The following is a 22,090-nucleotide window of genomic DNA, read 5'->3' as shown; positions in this document are numbered from 1 at the left end:
CCGCCGGCCGTGCCGCTCCGGCTCCCCGTCGTTCCCGCGGCGGCGAGCGAGTGGTCCGCCGACAGCAGACGCTCGAGCCTGGTCGTGCCAAGGTCTCACGGCACCGAGGGCTCGGCATCTCAGGGCCTGCGACCCAGGCTCTCCGAGCCGAACGGGGAGCTTACATTCGTTTGGGGCGCCTTGCCCCATCCTGCGCAGCCCGAGTGGCGGGTCTCACAAGTGCGTGCTGCCGGGCGGTCCCCACGCGTCGGGGGCGCCCGGCAGTGTGACGCGCAGTCACCGCAGGGGCAGCGACAGCATGGACGGATCGTGCTCCGGCGAGCCGAAGGAGACCTGGCTGAACAGCGGGGAACGGCTTGCGTAGAGCGGGTCGGCGGTGTCCAGGACGAGCGCCAGCCGGTGGCCTTCGGGCACGTCGTAGGCGGTCGCGAACATCGCCGCGTCGAGCGGGAACGCCTGACCGGGTGTCCGGCCGGACCAGCTCTGCGGCGCGTGGGAGATCAGCTTGCCCACGCCGAGCGCGTTGACGTCGTACAGGTAGGCGAAGACGGTTCCTTCGGACGAGGAGGAGGTGACATTGATGTGCACCGTGGCCGCACCTCGGATGTGCTGGGCGAAGGCGTAGGGCGCCGACTGCCAGACGGCGCCGGCCCGGCGGGGCAGGAGGGGAACCTCGACGATCGGCGGTACCTTGGCGAACTGGTCGACCAGCCCGGACAGTTCGACGATGCCGCCGTCCGCACCGGAGTCCGTCCCACCGGTGATCGAGGTGCGCCATCCGGTGGCGCCGTCGCCGCCGAGCCCGCCCGTGCCGAAGAAGTCGCGCGGTCCCAGCGCAAGCCGCTCGGTGCGTGATCCGACCGCCTCCCACGACGGGTAGCCCTCATGGCTTCCGTTGGGGCGTACCTCCAGCTCAACGGGGTCGCGGCGGTCGGCTCCCCCGTCCGCTCCCTTGACGTAGCGGTCGAGCCAGCGGCGGGCGGCGGACCAGGTCGCGTTGTCGACCCCGAGCAGGCTGGTGAACTCCTGCGTCGCATGGTCGCCGGGGCGCAGCTCGAGCCGCTTGGGACCGGTCAGCTTCCGGTAGAGCGTCGTGATCTGGCTGGAGTTGAAGACGCTGTCGCCCCAGGCGCCGGCCAGGAAGACAGCGGTGCCATGGGCGTTGATCCGGTCCACGTGGGTGCTGGGCGATCTGTCCTTCGCCCACTTGAGGAGGTCGGGCACATCGCGGTCGTTGAAGAGGTCGGCCAGCGCCTTCTCCATCTCGGGGCTCTGACGGCCGGTGGGGAACTGGACGGCGGTGAGCGCCGCGGCGGCCTGCAGATGCCGGGTCTCACCGCTGTAGAGGGAGTCGACCAGATCCCCCCAGCCGCTCATGGCGGCGACGGCCTTGATCCTGGGGTCCGAAGCGGCACCCATGAGCGTCAGCCCCGCGCCCAGGGACAGGCCCGTCATGCCGATGCGGTGCCGGTCCGCCGGCGTGTTGGCCAGCGTCCAGTCGATCACCGAGGAGATGTCACCGGTGTCCTTGGGGCCCGCGACGTCGACCTTGCCGCCGGAGAGCCAGAATCCGCGCGCGGTGTAGGTGACGACGACGTACCCGTCCGCGGCGAGTTGCCTGCCCTGGACGATGTACTCCAGGTCGTTCTGCCCCCAGCTCGCGGGCTGGACCACCACGGGATAGCGGCCGTGCGCGTCGGCGCCCCGTGTGCCCGGGGCGGGGGTGAAGACATTCGCCTTCAGGACGACGCCGTCCTTCATCGGTATCCCGAGCGTGCGGAAGGACACCGAGTGGAGCGTGTGTGCCGTGGCGGCCTGCCGCGCGGCCGCGGGCGGGGAGCCGGGCGAGGCCGAGGCGGGAGCCGCGAGACAGGCGGCGACGACGACAAGTGCCATGGCGAGCAGGGCACTGACCGGGCGACGTCGGCCGCGGCGGCCAAGGGTGTGTCCGCGGCTGAGTCCGGGACTGAGTCCGGGGCTGAGTCCATGGGGGTGCGCAGATCGCGTCACTGAGGCTCCATCAAGGCTCAGCCGTGGCACCTCGGCGGCGCCACGGCGGGAACGGTGATCGGAGCGTAGGCGGGAGCGATCACGATGACGAGGCGGCCGTCGGCCAAACTACTGGCGGGTAGCGATCAGTTGAGGCCTGACGCGGTTGAGGCCCGTCAGTTGAGGCCTGACGCCTCGTCGGGGTCCGGCTCCGCGCCACCGCTCGACTCGGACCGGCTCCAACTCCTCCCCGGTGCCGGACTCCACGTCACTCCTCCCCCGAGCCGGACTCCTTGTCATTCTCGTCGGAGCCCGACTCCTCTTCCTCGCGCAGTTGCCTCGCCTGCACCTCCGTGGGCGGATACGGGTCGTAGTCGGACGGCCGGGGCGTTTCCGGGCCGTCGGGTCCGACGCGGATCAGTTGCTCGACCCGCACCACCCGGAAGAAGCGCTCGTCCACCGAGATCTCGTCGGCGCGACTGGAGTCGAGCCGGTCCGCGGCCCGCGCGTACTCGGCGCACTCGGCGTTGTCCAGGTCCAGCAGCCGCGGAGCCATCTCACGGAAGTAGAAGGAGAGGGTGTCACGGGCGGTCTGCGGGGTGGTGCAGGAGCCGGCCATCGGCTCCCATGCCCCGTCGACCTTCTCGGCGATGGCGAACTCGGCGGGCAGCAGCACTCCGCCCGGGTGCGTCTCCAGCGCTCGGGCGGCGTCGGCGCGCACCTCGTCCGGGACGATGCCCGCCTTGTACACCAGCGGCAGGAGCTCCAGTCTGAGCACTCCGTCGGACAGTCCCGTGGCGGCGGCCGGATTGATGACGAACCCCTTGGTGCGGCGCCGCTCCCGGTGCCCCTTGCCCACCGGCGCCGGATCCGGGTCGGTGGGACGCGGCGGCTCGGGGCCGTCCGGCCCGGTCCTGATGAACTGCTCCGCGCGGATGATCCGGAAGTCGCGGCCGTGGACGGTCAGTTCATCGACCACCTCCCAGTCCATCCGCACGGCCGCCGCCATGAACTCGCGCTGCCCTGTGACGTCGCCCGCCTCCTCGGCCTCCTTCGCGAGAGCGCGGAAGTGGCCGCCCATGGCGTCGCGGGCGATCTGGGGGGCACTCTCACCCAGGCCGAGGATCTGCCAGCGGCCCTCGACCTGTTCCGCGCAGCCGAACATCGGCCCTGCACCCGCCACATCGGGGTACTGCGCCCGCCCCCTCCACGCGTCCGCCTCGGTGACGGCCGACACGGGGTCGTCTCCGCTCGCCACCTTGATCAGCAGGTACTCGGGAACTTCCTCGGAGTCATCGGTCACCTACTCAGTGTGCTCCGCGGGCCGTCGGGTCCGCAGGCTTACGTGTATCGCACCCACCCCCGCGGGGGCGGTCCGGCCCGCGTCGCGCCCCCTCGGGCTCAGTCGGCGTCCGGCCCCTCGGCACGCACCTTCTGGACGTGTTCGAGGGATTCGCGCAGGTCATCGAGCCAGGTGTCCGCGTTGCGGCGCACGAGGCGGACGCACCAGGCGAGGGCCTCGCTGCGGCTGCGGGCGACACCCGCGGCGATGAGCGTGTCGAGCACCTGGCGCTCGGGCTGCCGCAGCCGGGTCATCACGGGGGCGGAGACATTGGTGAAGAGCACCCGCTTGTCCCCGCATTCCACACCCCAGGAGACCTTGCGGCCGAAACGGCGCTCGGCCTCGCGGGCGACATGCATCCGGTCCTCGCGTGTGCGCTCGCGGAACTCGGAGATCCGGCCGTCGACCGCGGCCGCACGAGCCGGCTCGGACGCGTCCGAGCCGACGTCGGGCTCCGGGGTCCGGCCGACGACGGTGATCTCCTCACGATCGACGGTCACATCCTGAAGCTCGCTGAACAATCCTTCGGGGAGCCGCCCGGCGAACCAGCCTCGCAGGGCCTCCTTCTCCTGTTCTGTAATCATGTAATCGAGCTTACGTCCGCAGGAGGGTGTGAGAGCCCGGACGAAGGGCTGTTTCTCCCACAGCGAATCCCACCGGCGAATCCCACCGGTGAACCGCTCCCGGGGAACGGCGGAGACGGCCGGGGCGGGTCCGCCGCAGGGACAGGGCAACGGCACGGCGGGAGGGACGCGCGGCACACACGTCCGGGCGCCCGTTCGGGGCGCGCGGGGAGCGGTTTGCTCCGTACCGGATGTGCCGGATGTACCGGATGTGCCGGTCCCCGGATGTACCGGACCGGATGTGCCGGTCCCCGGATGTACCGGACCGGATGTGCCGGTCCCCGGATGTACCGGTCCCCGGATGTACCGGACCGGATGTGCCGGATCGGGTGTGCCGGATCGGGTGTGCCGGATCGGGTGTGCCGGATCGGGTGTGCCGGGTGCGTCAGATGCGCACGCCGTGGCGCCGCAGATAGGCGGCGGGGCTGACGTCGGAGCCATAGCCGGGGCCGGTGCGCACCTCGAAGTGCAGATGGGGTCCGGTCACATTCCCGGTCGCCCCCGACCTGCCGATCTGCACTCCCCCGGAGACGGCCCGGCCGACCCGCACGGTCACCGAGGACAGATGGGCGTACTGGCTGTACATGCCGTCGTGATGGCGGATGACGACCTGGTAGCCGTAGGCGCCGCCCCATCCCGCGGCCACCACGGTGCCCGAGGTGACGGCCTTGACGGAGGTGCCGATCGGCACGGCGAAGTCCTGGCCGGTGTGGTGCCCGCTCGCCCACAGGGGCCCCGGGACGCCGTAGCCGGTGCTCAGGGAGTAGTGCTGAACGGGGCTCACAAAGGCGGCGTGCGTCTGCGTCGACGGGTGCGCCGGGGTGTGGTGCTTCGGCTTCGGCGCCGAGGGCCTGGGCTTCGGCTTGGCCGGGTGCGGGTGCGGTGCGGGCCGGGCGGGACGGTAGCCGCGGGGAAGAGCGAGTTCCTGGCCGGGGTGGATCAGGTCGGGGTCGGTTCCGACGACCTGGCGGTTGGCGGCGTACAGCCGCTCCCACCCGCCCGCCACGCGGTGCTCGTCGGCGATACCGCTGAGCGTGTCCCCGCCGACGACCTTGTACGAGCCGGCCGTGTTCCCCGTCGAGCGGCGCGCCTTCGCCGCCTCCCGCTCATGGTCCTGGTGGTCGTGACCGGAGGCGCGTTCATGATCCGAGGCGCTTTCATGACCGGAAGCGCTCCCGTGTCCGGAAGCGCTTCCCGCGGACGAGGACGCGCTCGCGCCCTGACCATGGCTCGCCGCGCCCGAGGCACGGGTCAGCCCGGCCCGCTGCGAGCAGACCGGCCAGGCCGAGGGACCGCTTCCTTCCAGGACCTTCTCCGCGACGGCAATCTGTTGCCGCTTGGTCGCCAGGTCCGCCCGCCGGGCGTACACGGTGCCGCCGTACGCCTTCCAGGTGCTCGGGGTGAACTGGAGGCCGCCGAAGTAGCCATTGCCGGTGTTGCTCTCCCAGTTGCCGCTGCTCTCGCACTTGGCGACCTTGTCCCAGACGTCGGGTGCCGCCGCGCTCGCGCCGGTGGCGCCGAGCAACGGCACGGCTATGCCCGCCGACGACGCGGTGACCGCGACGGACATCCGTGATAACTGACTGGGCTGCTGGGGGCGACGGTGACGTCCTCGCGCGGGCATCGGGCAGATCCTTCCGCTGCGTTCCTCGGCCTTCCGCCTACGCTTTCCGGCGGGCAACCCCACAAGTAGCCCAGATGGATCTGCTCCGCACAAGGGCATTGGGCAAACCCACGGACGCGAAGTACCGCGAAACACCAGCGAACGCCCCGCTCGTTTCGCTCCCCGCGCCGCCGGGCGGGCCCGGCTCGCCCCGCGGCCCGCCGTTGCGCCGGGCGAGGGCCGCGAACCGGCCTCCTCGTGCGGGACATGACCGCCACCCGGCCGCCGCACGAGCGAGATGCGGCGGCGCGCAGGCATGCACCCCGTGCCCGGCGGGGACAAGCGACCCATGACGAAGCTCAAGCTCCCGGACGTTGTTCGGGCCTGCCTGTTCGACCTCGACGGCGTCCTGACCAGGACGGCGGTCGTGCACGCGGCCGCGTGGAAGGAGACGTTCGACGCATTCCTGCGGCGCCGTGACGGCGACGGCTTCCGCCCGTTCGACTCCGCGCACGACTACGACGAGTACGTGGACGGGCTCCCCCGGGCCGACGGGGTGCGCTCCTTCCTCGCCTCGCGCGGCATCGAGCTTCCCGAGGGAGCGGAGGACGACCCGCCCGAGAAGGACACCGTGCACGGCCTCGGCAACCGCAAGAACGCCCTCGTCCTGGAGAAGATCCGCGAGCAGGGGGTCGCGGTCTACCCCGGATCCGTCCGCTTCGTCGAGGCGGTGCGGGCGGCCGGGCTGAGAACCGCCGTGGTCTCCTCGAGCGCCAACTGCCGCGACGTCCTGATCGCCGCGGGCATCGAGCACCTTTTCGAGGTCCGCATCGACGGCGTCGTCGCGGCCGAGCGCGAGCTCCCCGGCAAGCCCCACCCCGACACCTTCCTGGAGGCCGCGCGCGAACTCCGCGTCGGCGCCGGTGAGGCGGCCGTCTTCGAGGACGCTCTCGCGGGAATGGAGGCGGGCCGGGCGGGCGGCTTCGGCCACGTCGTCGGTGTCGACCGGGTGGGGCAGGCCGAGGGCTTGCGCAAACACGGTGCGGACATCGTGGTCGGGGACCTAGCGGAGTTGCTGGAGGGTGATGCCGCGTGATCACCCACACCTCCTACGCCGTCGAGCCCTGGTGCCTGCGCGAGACCGAGCTCAACCTCGATGTCCTGCCGCAGAGCGAATCGATGTTCGCGCTGTCGAACGGCCACGTCGGCTGGCGCGGCAACCTCGACGAGGGCGAACCGCACGGCCTGCCCGGCTCCTACCTCAACGGAGTGCACGAGCTGCGCCCCCTGCCCTACGCCGAGGCGGGCTACGGCTACCCCGAGTCCGGTCAGACCGTCATCAACGTCACCAACGGCAAGGTCATCCGCCTCCTCGTCGACGACGAGCCGTTCGACCTGCGCTACGGGCGGCTGCGGTTCCACGAGCGGCTACTCGACCTGCGCGCGGGGGTGCTCCACCGCACCTGCGAATGGACCTCCCCGGCGGGACGGACCATCCGGGTGCGCTCCACCCGCCTGGTCTCCTTCCCCCAGCGCGCCGTGGCCGGGATCGCCTATGAGGTGGAGCCGCTCGACGCGAAGATCCGGGTGGTCGTGCAGTCCGAGCTCGTCACCAACGAGCAGTTGCCCCATCTGGCCGGTGACCCTCGGGTCGCCGCGGCCCTGGAGTCCCCGCTGCTGCCCGAGGAGGACTATGCCGAGGGCACCCGGCTCCGTCTGATCCACGTGACCAAGGAGAGCGACCTTCGGGTGGCGGCCGCCGCCGACCACACCGTGCACGGGCCCAAGGGGATCCAGACCTCCAGCGAGAGCAGCCCGGACGTCAGCCGGCTCACCATCACCTCGGTGCTGGAGCCGGGGCAGGCGCTGCGCCTGGAGAAGCTGGTCTCCTACGGCTGGTCGGCGGTCCGTTCCCTGCCCGCCGTGCGCGACCAGGTGGACGCGGCGCTGGCGGGTGCGGTGAGCACCGGCTGGTCGGGGCTGGTGGACCAGCAACGCGAGTACCTGGACGACTTCTGGACCCGGGCCGATGTGGAGGTGGACGGCGACGCGGAGATCCAGCAGGCGGTCCGGTTCGCCCTCTTCCATGTCCTCCAGGCCGGTGCCCGTGCCGAGCGCCGGGCCATTCCCGCCAAGGGGCTCACCGGCTCCGGGTACGACGGCCACTCCTTCTGGGACACCGAGACCTTTGTCCTCCCGCTGCTGACCTACACCTCGCCGGAGTCCGTCGCCGAGGCCCTGCGGTGGCGCCAGTCCACCCTGCCCGCCGCCCGCGACCGGGCCCGCCAGCTCGGCCAGAAGGGAGCCGCGTTCCCCTGGCGGACCATCGACGGCTCGGAGTGCTCCGCCTACTGGCCCGCCGGGACCGCCGCCTTCCACGTCAACGCGGATGTCTCCGACGCGGCGGTGCGCTACGTCTCCTGCACGGGGGACGAGGAGTTCGAACGCGAGACCGCCGTGGAGCTGCTGGTGGAAACGGCCAGGCTGTGGCGCTCGCTCGGCCACCACGACCACCGGGGGCGCTTCCACATCGACGGGGTCACCGGGCCGGACGAGTACAGCGCGATCGGGGACGACAACGTCTACACCAACCTCATGGCGCAGTCGAACCTGCGAGCCGCCGCCAACGTCAGCGAGCGCCATCCCGACGTGGCCGCCACTTTGGGCGTGGACGACGAGGAGACCGCCGCCTGGCGGGACGCCGCAGACGCGATGTCCATCCCGTTCAACGACACCCTGGGGGTGCACGAGCAGTCGTCCGGCTTCACCGGCCACCAGGTCTGGGACTTCGCGGGCACCCGCCCCGACCAGTACCCGCTGATGCTGCATTTCCCCTACTTCGACCTGTACCGCAAGCAGGTGGTCAAGCAGGCCGATCTGGTACTGGCGATGTTCCTGCGAAGCGATGCCTTCGACGAGGAGCAGAAGGCGCGCAACTTCGCCTACTACGAGGCGCTGACCGTCCGGGACTCGTCCCTGTCGGCGTGCTGCCAGGCGGTCATCGCCGCGGAGGTCGGCCATCTGCGCCTGGCCTACGACTACTTGGGCGAGGCGGCCCTGATGGACCTCAAGGACCTGGAGAACAACACCCGCGACGGCCTGCACATGGCCTCGCTGGCGGGGACGTGGGTCGCGCTGGTCGCGGGGTTCGGCGGTATGCGCCACCGCAACGGCACGCTGGACTTCGCCCCCAAGCTGCCGGAGAAGCTCTCCCGCCTCGCGTTCAGGGTGTCGGTGCTGCGGCGGCGGCTGTGTGTGGAGATCACCGACTCGGTCGCCACCTACACCTTGGACCAGGGGGCGCCGATCGAGATCCGGCACTACGGCGAGGCGTTCACCGTGACGGACAAGGGCCCCGTGACGCGGCAGGTACCTCCCGTGGCGGCCCGTCCCGAGCCGCAGCAGCCTCCGGGCCGCCGTCCGGGGCACCGTCACTGACGCCTCGGCGGCGGGAGGAAGGCGGCTCCACCGGCGACGCGGTGGAGCCGCCGCGCAAGCCGCACGACGCTCTCGCGGCTAGAGCCCGTACTCCTCCAGCAGGCGAAGCCAGATCTCGCTGATGGAGGGGAACGACGGGACGGCGTGCCACAGGCGGTCCAGGGGCACCTCGCCGACCACCGCGACGGTGGCGGCGTGGATCAGTTCCCCGACACCCGGGCCCGCCAGGGTGCAGCCGACGACGACCGAGCGGTCCTCGTCCACGAGCATCCGGGCGCGGCCGGTGTAGTCGTCGGCGAACAACGAGGCGCCCGAGACATTGCCGATGGGGTACTCCACCACGCGTACCCGCAGCCCGGCCCGCTGTGCCTGACGCTCCGTCAAACCGACGGCGGCGACCTCGGGACGGGTGAAGACGATCTGCGGGACGGCCGCGTGGTCTGCGGTCGCCGTCCAGGGCTTCCAGCGACCGTCCACGGACGGTTCTCCCGCCGCGCGAGCCGCGATGGCGGCGGCGCAGGCCCGGCCCTGGTACTTGCCCATGTGCGTCAGCAGTGCGCGGTGGTTGACATCCCCGGCCGCGTAGAGCCAGCCGCCCTCGACCGCGGTGACGCGGCAGGTGTCGTCCACGTCGATCCACCCGCCTGGCTCGAGGCCCACGGTCTCCAGGCCGAGCCCGTCGGTGCGCGGCCTGCGGCCCGCCGCCACCAGGAACTCGTCGCACTCGAGCAGGGTTGCGTCGTTCAGCGTCGCGGTCACCACACCGTCGTCGCCCCGCGACACGGCGGTGGCCCGCGTCCCGGTGCGCAGATCGACGCCGTCGGCCCTGAGGCCGTCGGCCACGGCCTGCGCGGCGAAGTCCTCCCACGCCGGGAGGAGCCGGTCGCCGCGCACCAGCATGGTGACCTGGGCGCCCAACGCGTTCCACGCCGCCGCCATTTCGCATCCGACCACGCCGCCGCCCACGACGGCGAGCCGGCGTGGAACGCCGGCCGCCGCGGTGGCCTCACGGCTGGTCCACACGCCGATGCCGTCCAGACCGTCGATCGGCGGGAGCGCGGCGGCCGAGCCCGTGCACAGCGCCACCGCGTGGCGTGCGGTGAGCGTGCGCGCACTTCCGTGGCCGTCGCGGACCTCCACCTTCCGCTCACCGGCGAGCCGTCCCCAGCCGCGGACGAACTCGATGCCCGCGCTCTTGAGCCATCCCACCTGGCCGTCGTCGGTCCAGTCGGAGACGAAGTGGTCGCGGCGGGCGAGCACCGCGGCCGCGTCGGGGCCACCGTTCACCGCCTGCCGCGCCCCGTCCACGGCCCTGGCCTCGGCGAGTGCGGCGGGCGGCCTCAAAAGCGCCTTGCTGGGGACGCAGGCCCAGTAGGAGCACTCGCCGCCCACGAGTTCGCCCTCGACGAGGGCGGCGCTCAGCCCGGCCTTGACCACCCGGTCGGCGACGTTCTCCCCGGTGGGGCCGCCTCCGACCACGATGACGTCGAAGACGGCGTCACCGGCGGCCCGCGCGTCACCGGCGGCCTTCGCCTCCGAGGAATCCTGCGCGTCCGAGGAATCCTGCGCGGTGTCGGCCGGGGCCGAGGCGGTGGTTTTCCGGTCGGTCATCGTCTTCTCTTCTCCCGAACCAACAGGCTGCTGGGGCTCCGCGGTCCCCCGCCGCGCGGCGGGGGAACCAAGGGGCCCAGGCTATGGCCCGGCAGCGCGGACCGCACGAGTGCGCCGCGGTCCCACCGCGCGACCGCCCTCCCCCGCCGGCGTGCCGACAGCGGTGTCTGTGCCCACCGCGGAGCCTCACGGTCCGGGAACCGCCCTTCGCCGCTGACAGGTGCCCAGGTGCCCAGGTGCCCTCGGACGCGCGTCGGAGATCCGCCCGACCTCATGGTTCTCGTCGAAGGACTCCGAGCGGGCCCGAAGGAACTCCCTCAGCCCTTCGGCGCCGTGCCACTGGTGCCCGTCGGCGGATCCGGTGCGGAAGTCGGGGGTGAGCACGGCGTCCAGCCTGGCTAAATGCCTTCTGGCCAGGGGGAGTTGGGCCAATGAGAGGCATGGTTGCCCTAGAGTCGGCACCGGGTGATGATCGTGAGGGCCACGCGCCCCGCGCGGCCACTCGATCGGCGGGCCGAAGGCGGAGCACATGGCGAACACGGGTGAGGACAAATGGACGGTGACCGAGGACGCGTACCACCCGCCCACTGAACTGCACACCGACCGGCCGCACGCCGCCCGCATGTACGACTACCTGCTCGGCGGCAAGGACAACTACGCGGCCGACCGCGAGGCCGCGGAGAAGGCCGTGGCGTCCTTCCCGACGCTGCGCACCGCCGCCAGGGAGAACCGCAACTTCCTGGGGCGGGTGGTGCGCCACCTCGTGCGCGAGACGCCGATCCGCCAGTTCCTCGACATAGGCTCGGGACTGCCCACCGCCGAGAACGTCCACCAGGTCGCCCAGCGCGACGACCCCGACGCGCGCGTCGTCTATGTCGACAACGACCCGATCGTGCTCGCCCACGGCCGCGCCCTGCTCGCCGAGAACGACCGGACCACCGTCATCCAGGCCGACGCCCGCACGCCCGACCGCATCATCGAGCACTGCCGCGCCAACGAGCTCATCGACTTCACCCGGCCGGTGGCGGTCCTCGCGGTCGCCCTGCTGCACTTCGTCCCCGACGCCGAGAACCCCTCCGGGATCATCGACACCCTGCGCGAGTCCGTCCCACCGGACAGCCACATCGTGCTCTCCCACGCCACCGCCGACATTTCCCCGGAGACCGCCCTGGGCGTCCAGGCGACCTACCAGGCCCAGGGTGTGCCGCTGACCCTGCGCAGCCGGTCGGAGTTCGAGAAGTTCTTCGCCGGGTTGGAGATCGTCGATCCAGGGATACAGGTGATCACCGACTGGCGCTCCGACGTGCCCCCGCACGCCCGCCCCCCGCACGCCGATGTGTCCTGGTACGGCGGCCTCGGCCGACTGACCGGGTGACCGACTGACCGGGTGACCGGCCGGCCGCCTTTCCCCCTCCCCGCTCCCGGGTCCACCGGCCCGTCGGCACGGGCGCCCCGGGCGAAACGTCCCTCGCGTCACTCCTCCACCGCCGCCGTTGGCCGAGCCGGGCCTCTGGCCGCCGGCCGGGATATCGGCGAGACTCCTTCAGCGATCGCAAGCCTCTCGGCGATCGCCGTCCTCGCTGCGACCGGATTCGGCCGGAGTCGGCGTGAGCGGGCCCAGGACCGGCCCGGTCCACCGAGCGGCGGCCCGGCAGCGGCGAGGCGCCTCCCCCGGTACCGCCCCATGCCGAACGATCGGGCCAGGTGGCCGAGCTCGGAAGTCAGCGCTCGTCGCCCCTGGCCCGACACTCGAGAAGGGACCAGCGGATGTCCGCCCTGGCAGTAGACATCGGCACGTCGCTGATCAAGACCGTCGTCTTCGACGACGACGGGAGGGAGGCCGCCCTCTCCCGCGTGGCCACCGAAGTGCGCCGCCCTCACCCGGGCTGGGCCGAGCAGGACATGGACGCGGTCTGGAACGCCATCGTCGCGACCATCCGCGAGGCCCGCACCCGGGTGAGCGGTCCGGTGCGGTTCCTGGCCCTGACCGGGCAGGGCGACGGCTGCTGGCTGGTCGACCGTCAGGGGCGCCCCACGGGCCCGGCGGTTCTGTGGTCGGACGGGCGCGCGGCGGACATCGTGGAACGCTGGCGCCGCGACGGCGTCCTCGAAGAGGCCTTCCGTGTCAATGGCTCCCTGACCTTTCCCGGCCTGCCCAACGCCATTTTGGCCTGGCTCGCCGAGCACGACCCCGACCGGCTGGAGCGCTCCGCCACCGCCCTGTACTGCGACGGCTGGGCGTTCCTCCGCCTGACCGGCCGGGTCGCGGTCGACGCCTCGGACGCCTCCGCACCCTTCCTCGACCTGGGCACCCGCGGCTACGCTCCCGCGATCCCTTCCCTGTTCGGCCTCGACTGGGCGAAACGGTTCCTGCCCGAGGTGCTCGGCGACGGTCGCCGCCTCGGCGAGCTGACGGCCGAGGCGGCCGCCGAACTCGGTCTGCCCACCGGGCTGCCCGTCGTCATCGCTCCCTACGACGTCGCGGCCACCGCGCTGGGGGTCGGCGCCACTTCTCCGGGGCAGGCCTGCACCATCCTGGGCACCACGCTGTGCACCGAGGTGGTACGCGACGGCGCCGACACCTCGGGGGAGCCGTGCGGACTGACCATCGCCCTGGACACCGGGGACCATGTGCTGCGCGCCTTCCCCACCCTGGCCGGCACCGAGGTGATCACCTGGGCGATGAGGCTGCTGGGCCTGAGCGCACCGGAGCACCTGGGCGAACTCGCCCGGCAGAGCCCGGCGGGAGCACGGGGGCTGATGTTCCTGCCGTATCTGTCCCCCGCCGGTGAAAGGGCCCCGTTCCTGGACCCCCACGCCCGCGGGACCCTGTGGGGGCTGACGTCGGAGCACTCCGCGGCCGATGTCGCCCGCGCCGTCCTCGACGGCCTGAGCCTGGTGATCCGGGACTGCCTCGTGGCCTCGGGCGCCGACACCGATGAGCTGCGGCTGTGCGGCGGCGGCGCGAGCAGCGACGTCTGGAGCGGGCTCATCGCGGATGTCACGGGCGTGCCGACGGCGCGTTCCACCGATGCCGAGGTGGGCGCCAAGGGAGCCTTCCTGTGCGGGCTGGTGGCCACCGGCGCCGAGCCCGATGTCGCCTCGGCGGCCGAGCGGTATGTGCGGGTGCGCTCGGCGAGCGAGCCGGATCGCGAGCTGTCCGCGTTCTACGACGCCCTGTACGAGGACTTCCTGAACATCAGGGAGGTGTCGAGCCCCGGCTGGCAGCGGCTCGCCGCGGCTGCGGAACCACCGGGGAAAGCGCTCCCGCAGACCGTGAGACCCGTCGAGGACGGCCGTGTCTGACGGCGTGTCCCTGCCCGGCGACGTCTGGCTGGGCATCGACCTGGGCACCCAGAGCGTCAGGGTCCTCGCCGTCACCGCCTCGGGTCAGGTCGCCGGGCAGGGCTCGCAGCCGCTCACCAGCCACCGTGACGGGCCGCGCCACGAACAGGATCCCCGGCAGTGGTGGACCGCCTTCCAGGCGGCGGCCCGGCACGCCCTGTCGGGGATCGCTCCCGCCTCGGTGAAGGGTGCCGCCGTCTGCGCCACCTCGGGCACGGTCCTGCTCGCGGACCGGACCGGGCAGCCCCTCACCCCTGCCCTGATGTACGACGACGCCCGCGCCGCCGAGCAGTCGCGGCGGGTCAACGAGGCCGGGGCCGCGCTGTGGGAGCGGTTGGGCTACCGCACCCAGCCGTCCTGGGCGCTGCCCAAGCTGATGTGGCTCCTGGCCAACGGCCCCGTCCTTCCGCCGGGAGCCCGACTGCTGCACCAGGCCGACTGCCTCACCCGGCAGCTGACGGGACACGACACCGCGGCCGACTGGAGCCACGCCCTCAAGACCGGCTACGACCCGGACCACGGCACATGGCCGACCGAGGTGCTGGAGGCCGTGGGTGTACCGCTTGTGCTACTGCCCGAGGTGGTGCCTCCCGGCAGTGTGCTGGGCACGGTGTCCGGCGCCGCCGCGGAGGCCACGGGCGTTCCGGCGGGAACCGCGGTGGTCGCGGGGATGACCGACGGCTGCGCCGCCCAGATCGGCGCGGGCGCGCTGGAGGTCGGCGCCTGGAACTCGGTCCTGGGCACCACTCTCGTGCTCAAAGGAGTGACCGCACATCGTCCGCGCGACCCGCTCGGGGTGCTCTACTGCCACCGCGCGCCGGAGGGGACCTGGCTGCCAGGAGGCGCTTCCAGCGTCGGAGCAGGCGCTGTCTCCCAGGCGTTCACGGGGCGGGACCTGGCGGAACTGGATGCCCGGGCCCGCGCCCACGAGCCCGCCGACGCCGTCTCCTACCCACTGGTCTCGCGCGGGGAGCGGTTCCCGTTCGTCGCCCCGCAGGCGGAGGCTTTCACTCTCGGCCGCCCGCGGGACGATGCGGAGCGCCATGCTTGCCTCCTCCAGGGCGTCGCGTTCGCCGAGCGGCTCTGCTTCGACTACCTCGATCTGCTCGGAGCGCCGACCGGCGGGCCGCTCACCCTGACCGGGGGCGGCAGCCGCAGCCCCTACTGGTGCCAACTGCGTGCCGATGTCCTGGGGCGGCCGGTGTCCGTCCCCGAGAACGCCGAGGCGGCGCTGGGCATGGCGATCCTGGCCCGCTCCCGGGGCAGGGACCTCGCCGACACGGCCCGGTCGATGGTGCGGCTGCGCGAGGTCCTCGATCCCCGGCCGGAGCTGACGCCCCGCCTGCTGGAAGCGCATCTGCGGCTGGTCACCGAGCTGGAAGCGCGAGGCTGGCTGCCGAAAGCGCTTGCCCAGCACTCGAGGGAGAGGAGCCGCCCGTGACCACCTTGATCCTGGTGCGCCACGGTGAAACGGTCTGGCACGCCGAGAACCGCTACACCGGCCGCAGCGACGTGGCCCTGACCCGGGAAGGGCTGGCGCAGGCCGAGCGGCTGGGCGACCGGGCCAAGGGGGCACGGCTGGCCGCCATCTGGACCTCGCCGCTGTCCAGGGCCCGGAGCACGGCCGCACCGGCCGCCCGTTCCACCGGTCTCGAGCCGCATGTCGACGACCGGCTGCGGGAGATCGACTTCGGTGCGGGCGAAGGGCTCACGGCGGCGCAGATGCGGGAGCGCTTCCCCGAAGCCAGAGCGGCCTTTCTGCGTGATCCCGTCGCCCACCACCTGCCCGGTGGGGAGCATCCGGCCGACGCGGTGGCCAGGGCGCTGCCCTGTCTGAGGGAGATCACCGAGAGCCACCCCGACGGGCGGGTGCTGGTCGTGGGACACAGCACCCTGGGGCGCCTTCTGCTCTGCCACTTCCTCGAGGTACCGCTCTCGCGCTACCGGCAGCTGTTCCCCGCCGTCCGCAACTGCGGGATCACCGAGGTCCGGTGGGACGGCGACCGGTCGGTGTCGCTGCTGGAGTTCAACACACCCGTCGACAGCCCGGTGGACTGACCGCCGCCCCGGCACCGGAAGGAGTCGAACGCCCATCATGTGCATCCTCGCCGCAGGCGACCACTTCGTCCTCAACTCAACCATCCGCGACGCGCTGCGCGAGGAACTCGGCAGCCATGTGCCGATCAGCGAACTGACCCTGCCCTGGCCCGACGTGCCATTCGGTGACGTCGCCGAGGTCCATGAGGCGTCGGGGAGCGAAGAAGAGCTCATCGAGGCGCTCCAGGGCGTGGCGATCTGTGTGACCCAGATGGCACCGCTCACCCGGCGGGTCCTGGAGAACTGCCCGGACCTGCGGCTGTTCGCGGTCGGCCGCGGCGGCCCGGTCAACGCCAACCTCCCCGCGGCGAGCGAGCACGGTGTGGCGGTCACCTTCGCGCCGGGCCGCAACGCGACCGCGACGGCCGAGCACACCGTCGCCTTGACGCTCGCCGCCATGCGCCGCGTCCCCCAGACCCACTCCGAACTGCGCTCGGCGACCTGGCGCGGCGACTACTACCGCTACGACCAGGTGGGGCTGGAGCTTCGGGAGACCACCGTCGGCCTGGTCGGCTTCGGCGCCATCGGAAGCCGCGTCGCCCGCATCATGAACGGCTTCGGCGCCCACGTCCTCGTTCACGACCCCTACACGGACAAGGCCGCGGTGGAAGGAGTCGCCGAACACGTCGGCCTTCCGGAGCTCCTGAGCCGCTCCCGGGTGGTGTCCCTGCACGCCCGGGTCACCCCTGAGACCACCGGCATGATCGGTGCGGCGCAGATCGCGGCCATGCCGCCGGACTCGGTCCTGGTCAACTGCGCCCGGGGCGCCCTGCTCGACTACGACGCGGTGTGCGACGCCCTGGACCGCGGTCACCTGTTCGCCGCGGCCTTCGATGTCTTCCCGGCCGAGCCCGTTCCCCCGGGCTCCCGGCTCCTGCGCACTCCCAACATCGTCATGACCCCGCATCTGGCCGGGGCGAGCCGCCAGACCGCCCATCAGGCCGCGTTCATCACCGCCGCCGAAGTGGGCAGATTCATCCGCGGGGAACCGCTCTCCCACTGCGCCAACCCCGAGGCGATCGACAACGGCGGTGCGTTCACGACCCGGTAGCGGCAGGGATCCGGCGCAGGGGTGCGGCGGGAACTCGGCGTCAGGGGTGCGGCGGAGGCGGCGCTGGATGGGCGCCTCCCGGCCGGGTTTGACGCCGTCCCGGGCGGCGCCGACGGCCGCACGCAGGCGCTCAGGCAACTCCCGGCACACGCCGGACGGTTCCCGGCGCGGCGGGCCCCCTTCAGCGGCGTACGGCGAAGACATTCCCGTCGTCGTTGCCCACGTACACCGCACCGGCCGCGACCGCGGGGGACGACCGTACGTCGTTTCCGGTGGTGTACCGCCAGCGGCGCTTGCCCGTCGCGGCGTCGACCGCGTACAGGTTCCCGTCCTTGGCGCCGACGTACACGGCGCCGTCGGCCACCACCGGGGAGGAGTAGACGATGTCGCCGACGGTGTACTTCCACCTCAGCGCGCCCGTGGCGGTGTCGACCGCGTAGAGGTTCCCGTCGTCGCTGCCGATGTAGACCATGCCGCCGGAGACGGCGGGGGACGAGCCGACTCCGCCCTTCGTGGCGAACTTCCAGCGCCGGGCCCCGGTCATGCAGTCCACGGCGTACAGGTGGCCGTCGTAGCTGCCGACGTAGACCACCCGGTCCGCGACCGCGGGGGACGATTTCACATCCCCTTCGGTCCTGAACCGCCACCGCTGCGCTCCCGAGGCGGCGTCCACCGCGTACAGGCTGCCGTCCTTGCTGCCGACGTAGACCGTGCCCCAGGCGACGACCGGTGAGGACCGCACCCAGCCGCCGGTGGCGAACCGCCACTTCCTCGTGTGGGTACGGGTGTCCACGGCGTACAGGTGACGGTCGTCGCTGCCGAAGTACACCACGGCCCCGTTCACCGCCGGTGAGGAGTTGACCTCGTCGCCGGTGGTGAACTGCCACCGTTTGCGGCCCGAGGACGTGTCCACGGCGTACAGGTTGTAGTCCGCGCTGCCGATGTACACCCGGTCCGCCGCGACGGCCGGGGAGGAGTAGACACCGTTGCCCGCGGTGAACTGCCAGCGCTGTTCGCCGGAGGCCGCGTCGAGCGCGTAGAGACTGCCGTCCTTGCTGCCCGCGTACACCACACCGCCCGCCGCGACCATGGCGGGGGCAACCGCTCCCCCGGTGGCGAACTTCCAGCGCAGCCGGGTGGCAGGCGGGCTGCTGGAAGCGCTGCCCGAGGGTGAGCCGGACCCGCCGTCGTTCCCGAACAGCCCCATACCGGCGAGTCCGGCTGCCGCCACCGTGGTGGTGCCGGCAAGGGCGATCAGAAGGCGGCGCCTCGACGGGTTGGGGCCACCGGGTGTCCCTCCGGGCGGCTGCGAGCTTGCGTCCGGCCCGTGGGAAACGGTGACGGTGGCGTCGGTGAGCGGCGCCTGCGACTGGCCGGGGACGAGCCCCGGGCCGGGGTCGGCGGCGGCGTCCCCGACCGCGTCGGCGACGCGGGCGGGCAGCCAGCCTCCGCCCCTGAGCGCCAGGGTGACCGTGTCCCGGTCGTCCGCCTGGTAGCGCGGGGCGATCCGCTCGGCCAGTTCGGCCAGAACCGCGAAGATCGGAGGCCTCGCCGCGGGCTCCTTGGACAGGCACCGTGCCACGAGCGGGCGCACACCCGGTGGTACGGGCGACAGATCGGGCTCCTCGTGCACGATGCGGTAGCCGAGGGCGTGCACCGAGCCCGCGCCGAACGGCCCCTGTCCGGTGGCGGCGAAGGCGAGCACGGAGCCCAGCGCGAACACATCCGTGAGGGCGCCCACCGGCCGCCCCGTCAACTGCTCGGGCGACATGAAGCCGGGCGTACCCACGACCACGCCGCTGTGGGTCAGCGCACTGGACTCGGCGGTCACCGCGATCCCGAAGTCGATCACCTTGGGCCCGTCGGGGGCCAGCAGCACATTGGACGGCTTGAGGTCCCGGTGCACCAGTCCGGCGCTGTGGATCGCCTGCAACGCCTCGGCCAGCCCCGCGCCCAGTGCCAGCACCGACGACTCGGGCAGCGGCCCGTACTGGGTGATCGCGTCCGACAGTGACACTCCGGGCACGTACACGGTGGCCAGCCACGGCGGGTCACCATGGGGGTCGGCCCCGACCACCGCCGCGGTGAACGCTCCGCTGACGGCCTGCGCCGCGGCCGCCTCCCGGGCGAACCTCTCACGGAAGAGGGGGTCTCCGGCGAGCTCCGGCCGTATCACCTTCACGGCCACGGCCCGGCCGCCCGGCGAACGCCCCAGGTACACCTGGCCCATACCGCCCGCGCCGAGGCGACCCATGATCCGGTACGGCCCCACCCGCCGTGGGTCACCGGCCTCCAACGCTTCCACCATCGGCTCCCCGCCCCTGGTCCACGGGCATGACGCCCCGGACGTCTGCCGACCCCTCATGATGACCGGAAACCGCCGGTCACGCACTCGCAAACGGCAACGAGCGCGCTACAGCATGGTCTCGGGCCAACCGTTCGAACGGGCGCCGCCCGCACCACCGGGGCCGTGGGAGATCACCTGGACCGTGGACGACGCGCCGGTCGGACAACGGCATCGCCGCGCGCCCACGAGTCGGGTCGGCCGACCCTCCCTGACGACCCCGGTCCCGATGTGGACGATCCGGCGCCGGCCTCGCGCCGCACGGGCCGCGCCGTGCGGTCGACAAATCGATGAAGGGACTGTGGCCGCATGTACCCACTCGGGCGCGGCGCCCACGTATTCGGCGAAGAGCCGCTGGAGGCCGCGGACGGAAATACCGAAGTCCGCCGCCACCTGGTCCACCCTGTGAGGAAGGCGGGTGCGGCGGTGATGCGGCTCGCCCCCCGTCAGCCCACGTCCCACAGGAATCGGTGGGTGTGGATCCCGAAGTACGGGAAACTCTCCACCCCGGCCACGCCCTCGGTGGGCCGGACCACGTCATTGATGAAGTCCAGCAAATCGGGCGGGCGGTGGCAGACCACCTCGGCGAACAGGTCGAAGGTGCCCGAGGTGAGGACGGCGTAGACGACCTCGTCACGGCGGGAGAGCTCGTCCGCCACCGCACGGGGATCGCCGTCGACCACGATCCCGAGGAGCGCCATGGCCTGGCCGCCCATGGCCATCGGGTCGGTGACGCCGACGACCTGCACCACCTTGCTGTCGATCAGCCGCTGGAGGCGCTGGCGCGCGGCGGACGGGGAAAGGCCCACCTTGGGTCCGAGGTCGGCGTACGGGATACGGCCGTCGGTCTGGAGTTCCCGCAGGATGGCCCGGTCGATGTCGTCCACGTCGGGTGCCCCTCAGCCGGCCAGTTCGGCGAGGGCGTCGGCGAACAGGGCGGTATGGGTGTCCACGTCGGCGTCGGTGGTGTCCGGGCACATCAGCGCCATGTTGTGGAAGGGGGTCATCAGCACACCGCGGTTGGCCATCCACAGATGCAGGAAGTCCTCCAGCTCGGCGTCGGCGACGGCCGCCGACTCGGTGCCGGTGCGCGGGGCGGGCGAGGCGAAGCGGTACTCGGTGCGGGCGCCGAGTCGGCTGACGGACCAGGGCAGGCCGGAGGACTCGATGCCCTTGCGGACGCCCTCCTCGAACCGCTGGGACAGGGCCGACATATGGAAGAACGCCTCGTCGGTGAGCACGTGCTCCAAGGTGGCCCGCATCGCGGCCACGGACAGCGCGTTGCCGGCCAGCGTGCCCCCGACGCCTCCCATGTCGACCAGATCGAGGTCGGCGCGCCCGAGGAGGCGGTCGGCCAGCTCGGCCGACAGTCCGTATCCGCCGGAGGGAATGCCACCGCCGATGGCCTTGCCGATGGTGAGCATGTCCGGCTCCAGGTCCCAGGCGCCGGTACAGCCCCCGGGCCCGGCGGAGAAGGTGTGCGTCTCGTCGTTGATCAGGAGCACACGGTGACGCCGGGTCAGCTCACGGACCCCCTCGAGATAGCCCGGCTCGGGCAGCACGATGCCGATGTTGGTCAGCGCCGGCTCCATCAGCACGGCCGCGACATCCCCCTCGGCCAGCTCACGCTCCAGGCCCGCGAGGTCGTTGAACTCCGCGACCCTGCTGGTCAGCGCCACATCGCAGGGCGCTCCCACATTGCCGGGGCGCATGGCCCCGCGCCCGTCCTCGCCGACCACGATCAGCGACTCGTCCACGCTGCCGTGGTAGCAGTAGCTGTTGAAAAGGATCTTCCGCCGTCCGGTGACCGCACGGGCCAGGCGGACCGCCCAGCGGTTGGCGTCCGTCGCGGTGAGCGAGAACGACCAGCGCGGCAGCCCGAAGCGTCGGGCGAGCTCCGCCCCCACCCACTCGGCGTCCTCGGTCGGGAGCATCGCGGTGGCCCCGCCCCGGTCCCGGTACCGGCGCTCGACGGCCTCGACGACGGGAGCCGGGGAGTGCCCGGCCATGGCGCCGGTGTCGCCCAGGCAGAAGTCGATGTACTCGTGCCCGTCGATGTCGGACACCCGGGCCCCGTGAGCGCCGTCGAGGTAGAGGGGGAAGGTGCCCGCGTTCTTGTTCATCCAGGTCATCGGGACCTTGCCGAACAGATGCCCGGCGCGCTCGTAGGCGGACCGGGAACGCGGATTGCGTCGAGCGCTCTCCTCGATCTCCGAGTCGAGCAGTCGCCGCAGCCGGGCACGGTCCATGGGGCACCCTCCAGTGCGAGCCGAATGCCAGCGACCATACACATGAATCGAGCGCCTGTGGAGTGTCTAACACTCGATTCAGGTGCCTCAACGAATGAATGACGTGCGGAATACCGAGGGAGTACGCGGCAGCGCTGCCGCGGGGGGAAGCCCCGCCGTCGGCGGTGGCGACAACTCCACTCCGGTTCGGGGTGCGGACCGGCGTGGAACGCACGCCCGATCCGCACGCTTGCTCCCGTGGCCGGTCAGCGCGGACCTGCTCAACGGGGCTGTGATCAATACGTTGGCCGACAGCCTCGAGGCGGCGTTCTGCGGCACCGCGCCGGCGAAGCCGGTGAGCCGCGGGGCGACCGTGCACGAGGACGTCGCACCGGGCATCGCCAGGCACTGACACCGGC

The 22,090-nt window shown here is 72.2% G+C and carries 15 protein-coding genes; 7 read left to right on the top strand and 8 right to left on the bottom strand.

Annotated features, from left to right (window positions below; translation table 11 throughout):
- Window positions 1–276: 276 nt before the first annotated feature.
- The 4 genes from IEY86_RS23705 to IEY86_RS23690 form a co-directional block, all read right to left on the bottom strand.
- Window positions 277–1,896 carry a CocE/NonD family hydrolase gene (locus tag IEY86_RS23705; RefSeq protein ID WP_189133854.1) on the bottom strand — a complete coding sequence of 540 codons (1,620 nt, stop codon included), beginning with the start codon at window positions 1,894–1,896 and terminating at the stop codon, window positions 277–279.
- Window positions 1,897–2,257: 361 nt separating this feature from the next.
- On the bottom strand, window positions 2,258–3,292 hold the full coding sequence (locus IEY86_RS23700; protein ID WP_189133853.1) for a DUF5954 family protein: 1,035 nt from the start codon (window positions 3,290–3,292) through the stop codon (window positions 2,258–2,260).
- Window positions 3,293–3,390: 98 nt separating this feature from the next.
- Window positions 3,391–3,915, bottom strand: coding sequence for an ATP-binding transcription factor AbmR (abmR, locus tag IEY86_RS23695; RefSeq protein ID WP_189133852.1), 525 nt, complete (start codon window positions 3,913–3,915; stop codon window positions 3,391–3,393).
- A gap of 424 nt (window positions 3,916–4,339) precedes the next feature.
- On the bottom strand, window positions 4,340–5,578 hold the full coding sequence (locus tag IEY86_RS23690) for a transglycosylase family protein (protein WP_189133851.1): 1,239 nt from the start codon (window positions 5,576–5,578) through the stop codon (window positions 4,340–4,342).
- A gap of 328 nt (window positions 5,579–5,906) precedes the next feature.
- Between IEY86_RS23690 and IEY86_RS23685 the strand changes: the two genes are divergently transcribed.
- Both IEY86_RS23685 and IEY86_RS23680 read left to right on the top strand, forming a co-directional pair.
- On the top strand, window positions 5,907–6,653 hold the full coding sequence (locus IEY86_RS23685; protein ID WP_189133850.1) for an HAD family hydrolase: 747 nt from the start codon (window positions 5,907–5,909) through the stop codon (window positions 6,651–6,653).
- Window positions 6,650–8,995 carry a glycoside hydrolase family 65 protein gene (locus tag IEY86_RS23680; protein ID WP_189133849.1) on the top strand — a complete coding sequence of 782 codons (2,346 nt, stop codon included), beginning with the start codon at window positions 6,650–6,652 and terminating at the stop codon, window positions 8,993–8,995. The genes IEY86_RS23685 and IEY86_RS23680 overlap by 4 nt, the downstream gene beginning before the upstream one ends.
- 78 nt (window positions 8,996–9,073) lie before the next feature.
- Here IEY86_RS23680 and IEY86_RS23675 read toward each other — a convergent pair whose 3' ends face one another.
- The gene (locus tag IEY86_RS23675; RefSeq protein ID WP_189133848.1) at window positions 9,074–10,606 is read right to left on the bottom strand and encodes a dihydrolipoyl dehydrogenase family protein; all 1,533 of its coding nucleotides are present in this window, start codon (window positions 10,604–10,606) and stop codon (window positions 9,074–9,076) included.
- 529 nt (window positions 10,607–11,135) lie between these two features.
- Here IEY86_RS23675 and IEY86_RS23670 point away from each other — a divergent pair.
- The 5 genes from IEY86_RS23670 (at window position 11,136) to IEY86_RS23650 (ending at window position 17,099) form a co-directional block, all read left to right on the top strand.
- Window positions 11,136–11,981, top strand: coding sequence for an SAM-dependent methyltransferase (locus IEY86_RS23670; RefSeq protein WP_189133847.1), 846 nt, complete (start codon window positions 11,136–11,138; stop codon window positions 11,979–11,981).
- Window positions 11,982–12,373: 392 nt separating this feature from the next.
- Entirely contained in the window at window positions 12,374–13,912 is a 1,539-nt protein-coding gene (locus tag IEY86_RS23665) for an FGGY-family carbohydrate kinase (RefSeq protein ID WP_189133846.1), read from the top strand.
- Window positions 13,905–15,392, top strand: coding sequence for an FGGY-family carbohydrate kinase (locus IEY86_RS23660; protein ID WP_189133845.1), 1,488 nt, complete (start codon window positions 13,905–13,907; stop codon window positions 15,390–15,392). Before IEY86_RS23665 ends, IEY86_RS23660 begins: the two co-directional genes overlap by 8 nt.
- Window positions 15,389–16,009 carry a histidine phosphatase family protein gene (locus tag IEY86_RS23655; protein ID WP_189133844.1) on the top strand — a complete coding sequence of 207 codons (621 nt, stop codon included), beginning with the start codon at window positions 15,389–15,391 and terminating at the stop codon, window positions 16,007–16,009. Before IEY86_RS23660 ends, IEY86_RS23655 begins: the two co-directional genes overlap by 4 nt.
- Before the next feature lie 37 nt (window positions 16,010–16,046).
- Window positions 16,047–17,099, top strand: coding sequence for a 2-hydroxyacid dehydrogenase (locus tag IEY86_RS23650; RefSeq protein WP_189133843.1), 1,053 nt, complete (start codon window positions 16,047–16,049; stop codon window positions 17,097–17,099).
- 181 nt (window positions 17,100–17,280) lie between these two features.
- Here the strand turns inward: IEY86_RS23650 and IEY86_RS23645 are convergent, their stop codons facing one another.
- The 3 genes from IEY86_RS23645 to IEY86_RS23635 all read right to left on the bottom strand — a co-directional run bounded on the left by IEY86_RS23645 (window position 17,281) and on the right by IEY86_RS23635 (window position 21,692).
- Window positions 17,281–19,407, bottom strand: coding sequence for a serine/threonine-protein kinase (locus IEY86_RS23645; protein WP_189133842.1), 2,127 nt, complete (start codon window positions 19,405–19,407; stop codon window positions 17,281–17,283).
- Between the two features lie 482 nt (window positions 19,408–19,889).
- On the bottom strand, window positions 19,890–20,330 hold the full coding sequence (locus tag IEY86_RS23640; RefSeq protein ID WP_189133841.1) for an Lrp/AsnC family transcriptional regulator: 441 nt from the start codon (window positions 20,328–20,330) through the stop codon (window positions 19,890–19,892).
- 12 nt (window positions 20,331–20,342) lie between these two features.
- Complete coding sequence (locus IEY86_RS23635; protein WP_189133840.1) at window positions 20,343–21,692, bottom strand: transaminase; 1,350 nt, start codon at window positions 21,690–21,692, stop codon at window positions 20,343–20,345.
- Window positions 21,693–22,090: the final 398 nt, after the last annotated feature.

This window comes from Wenjunlia tyrosinilytica, from assembly GCF_014646055.1.
GTDB lineage: Bacteria > Actinomycetota > Actinomycetes > Streptomycetales > Streptomycetaceae > Wenjunlia > Wenjunlia tyrosinilytica.
This window is presented reverse-complemented; position numbering and strand designations above follow the sequence as displayed.

Bases quoted from the DNA above. Each gene is read 5' to 3' on its own strand.
- IEY86_RS23705 (WP_189133854.1), bottom strand. From the start codon at position 1,896: ATGGCACTTGTCGTCGTCGCCGCCTGTCTCGCGGCTCCCGCCTCGGCC.
- abmR (WP_189133852.1), bottom strand. From the start codon at position 3,915: ATGATTACAGAACAGGAGAAGGAGGCCCTGCGAGGCTGGTTCGCCGGG.
- IEY86_RS23690 (WP_189133851.1), bottom strand. From the start codon at position 5,578: ATGCCCGCGCGAGGACGTCACCGTCGCCCCCAGCAGCCCAGTCAGTTA.
- IEY86_RS23685 (WP_189133850.1), top strand. From the start codon at position 5,907: ATGACGAAGCTCAAGCTCCCGGACGTTGTTCGGGCCTGCCTGTTCGAC.
- IEY86_RS23675 (WP_189133848.1), bottom strand. From the start codon at position 10,606: ATGACCGACCGGAAAACCACCGCCTCGGCCCCGGCCGACACCGCGCAG.
- IEY86_RS23670 (WP_189133847.1), top strand. From the start codon at position 11,136: ATGGCGAACACGGGTGAGGACAAATGGACGGTGACCGAGGACGCGTAC.
- IEY86_RS23665 (WP_189133846.1), top strand. From the start codon at position 12,374: ATGTCCGCCCTGGCAGTAGACATCGGCACGTCGCTGATCAAGACCGTC.
- IEY86_RS23650 (WP_189133843.1), top strand. From the start codon at position 16,047: ATGTGCATCCTCGCCGCAGGCGACCACTTCGTCCTCAACTCAACCATC.
- IEY86_RS23645 (WP_189133842.1), bottom strand. From the start codon at position 19,407: ATGGTGGAAGCGTTGGAGGCCGGTGACCCACGGCGGGTGGGGCCGTAC.
- IEY86_RS23635 (WP_189133840.1), bottom strand. From the start codon at position 21,692: ATGGACCGTGCCCGGCTGCGGCGACTGCTCGACTCGGAGATCGAGGAG.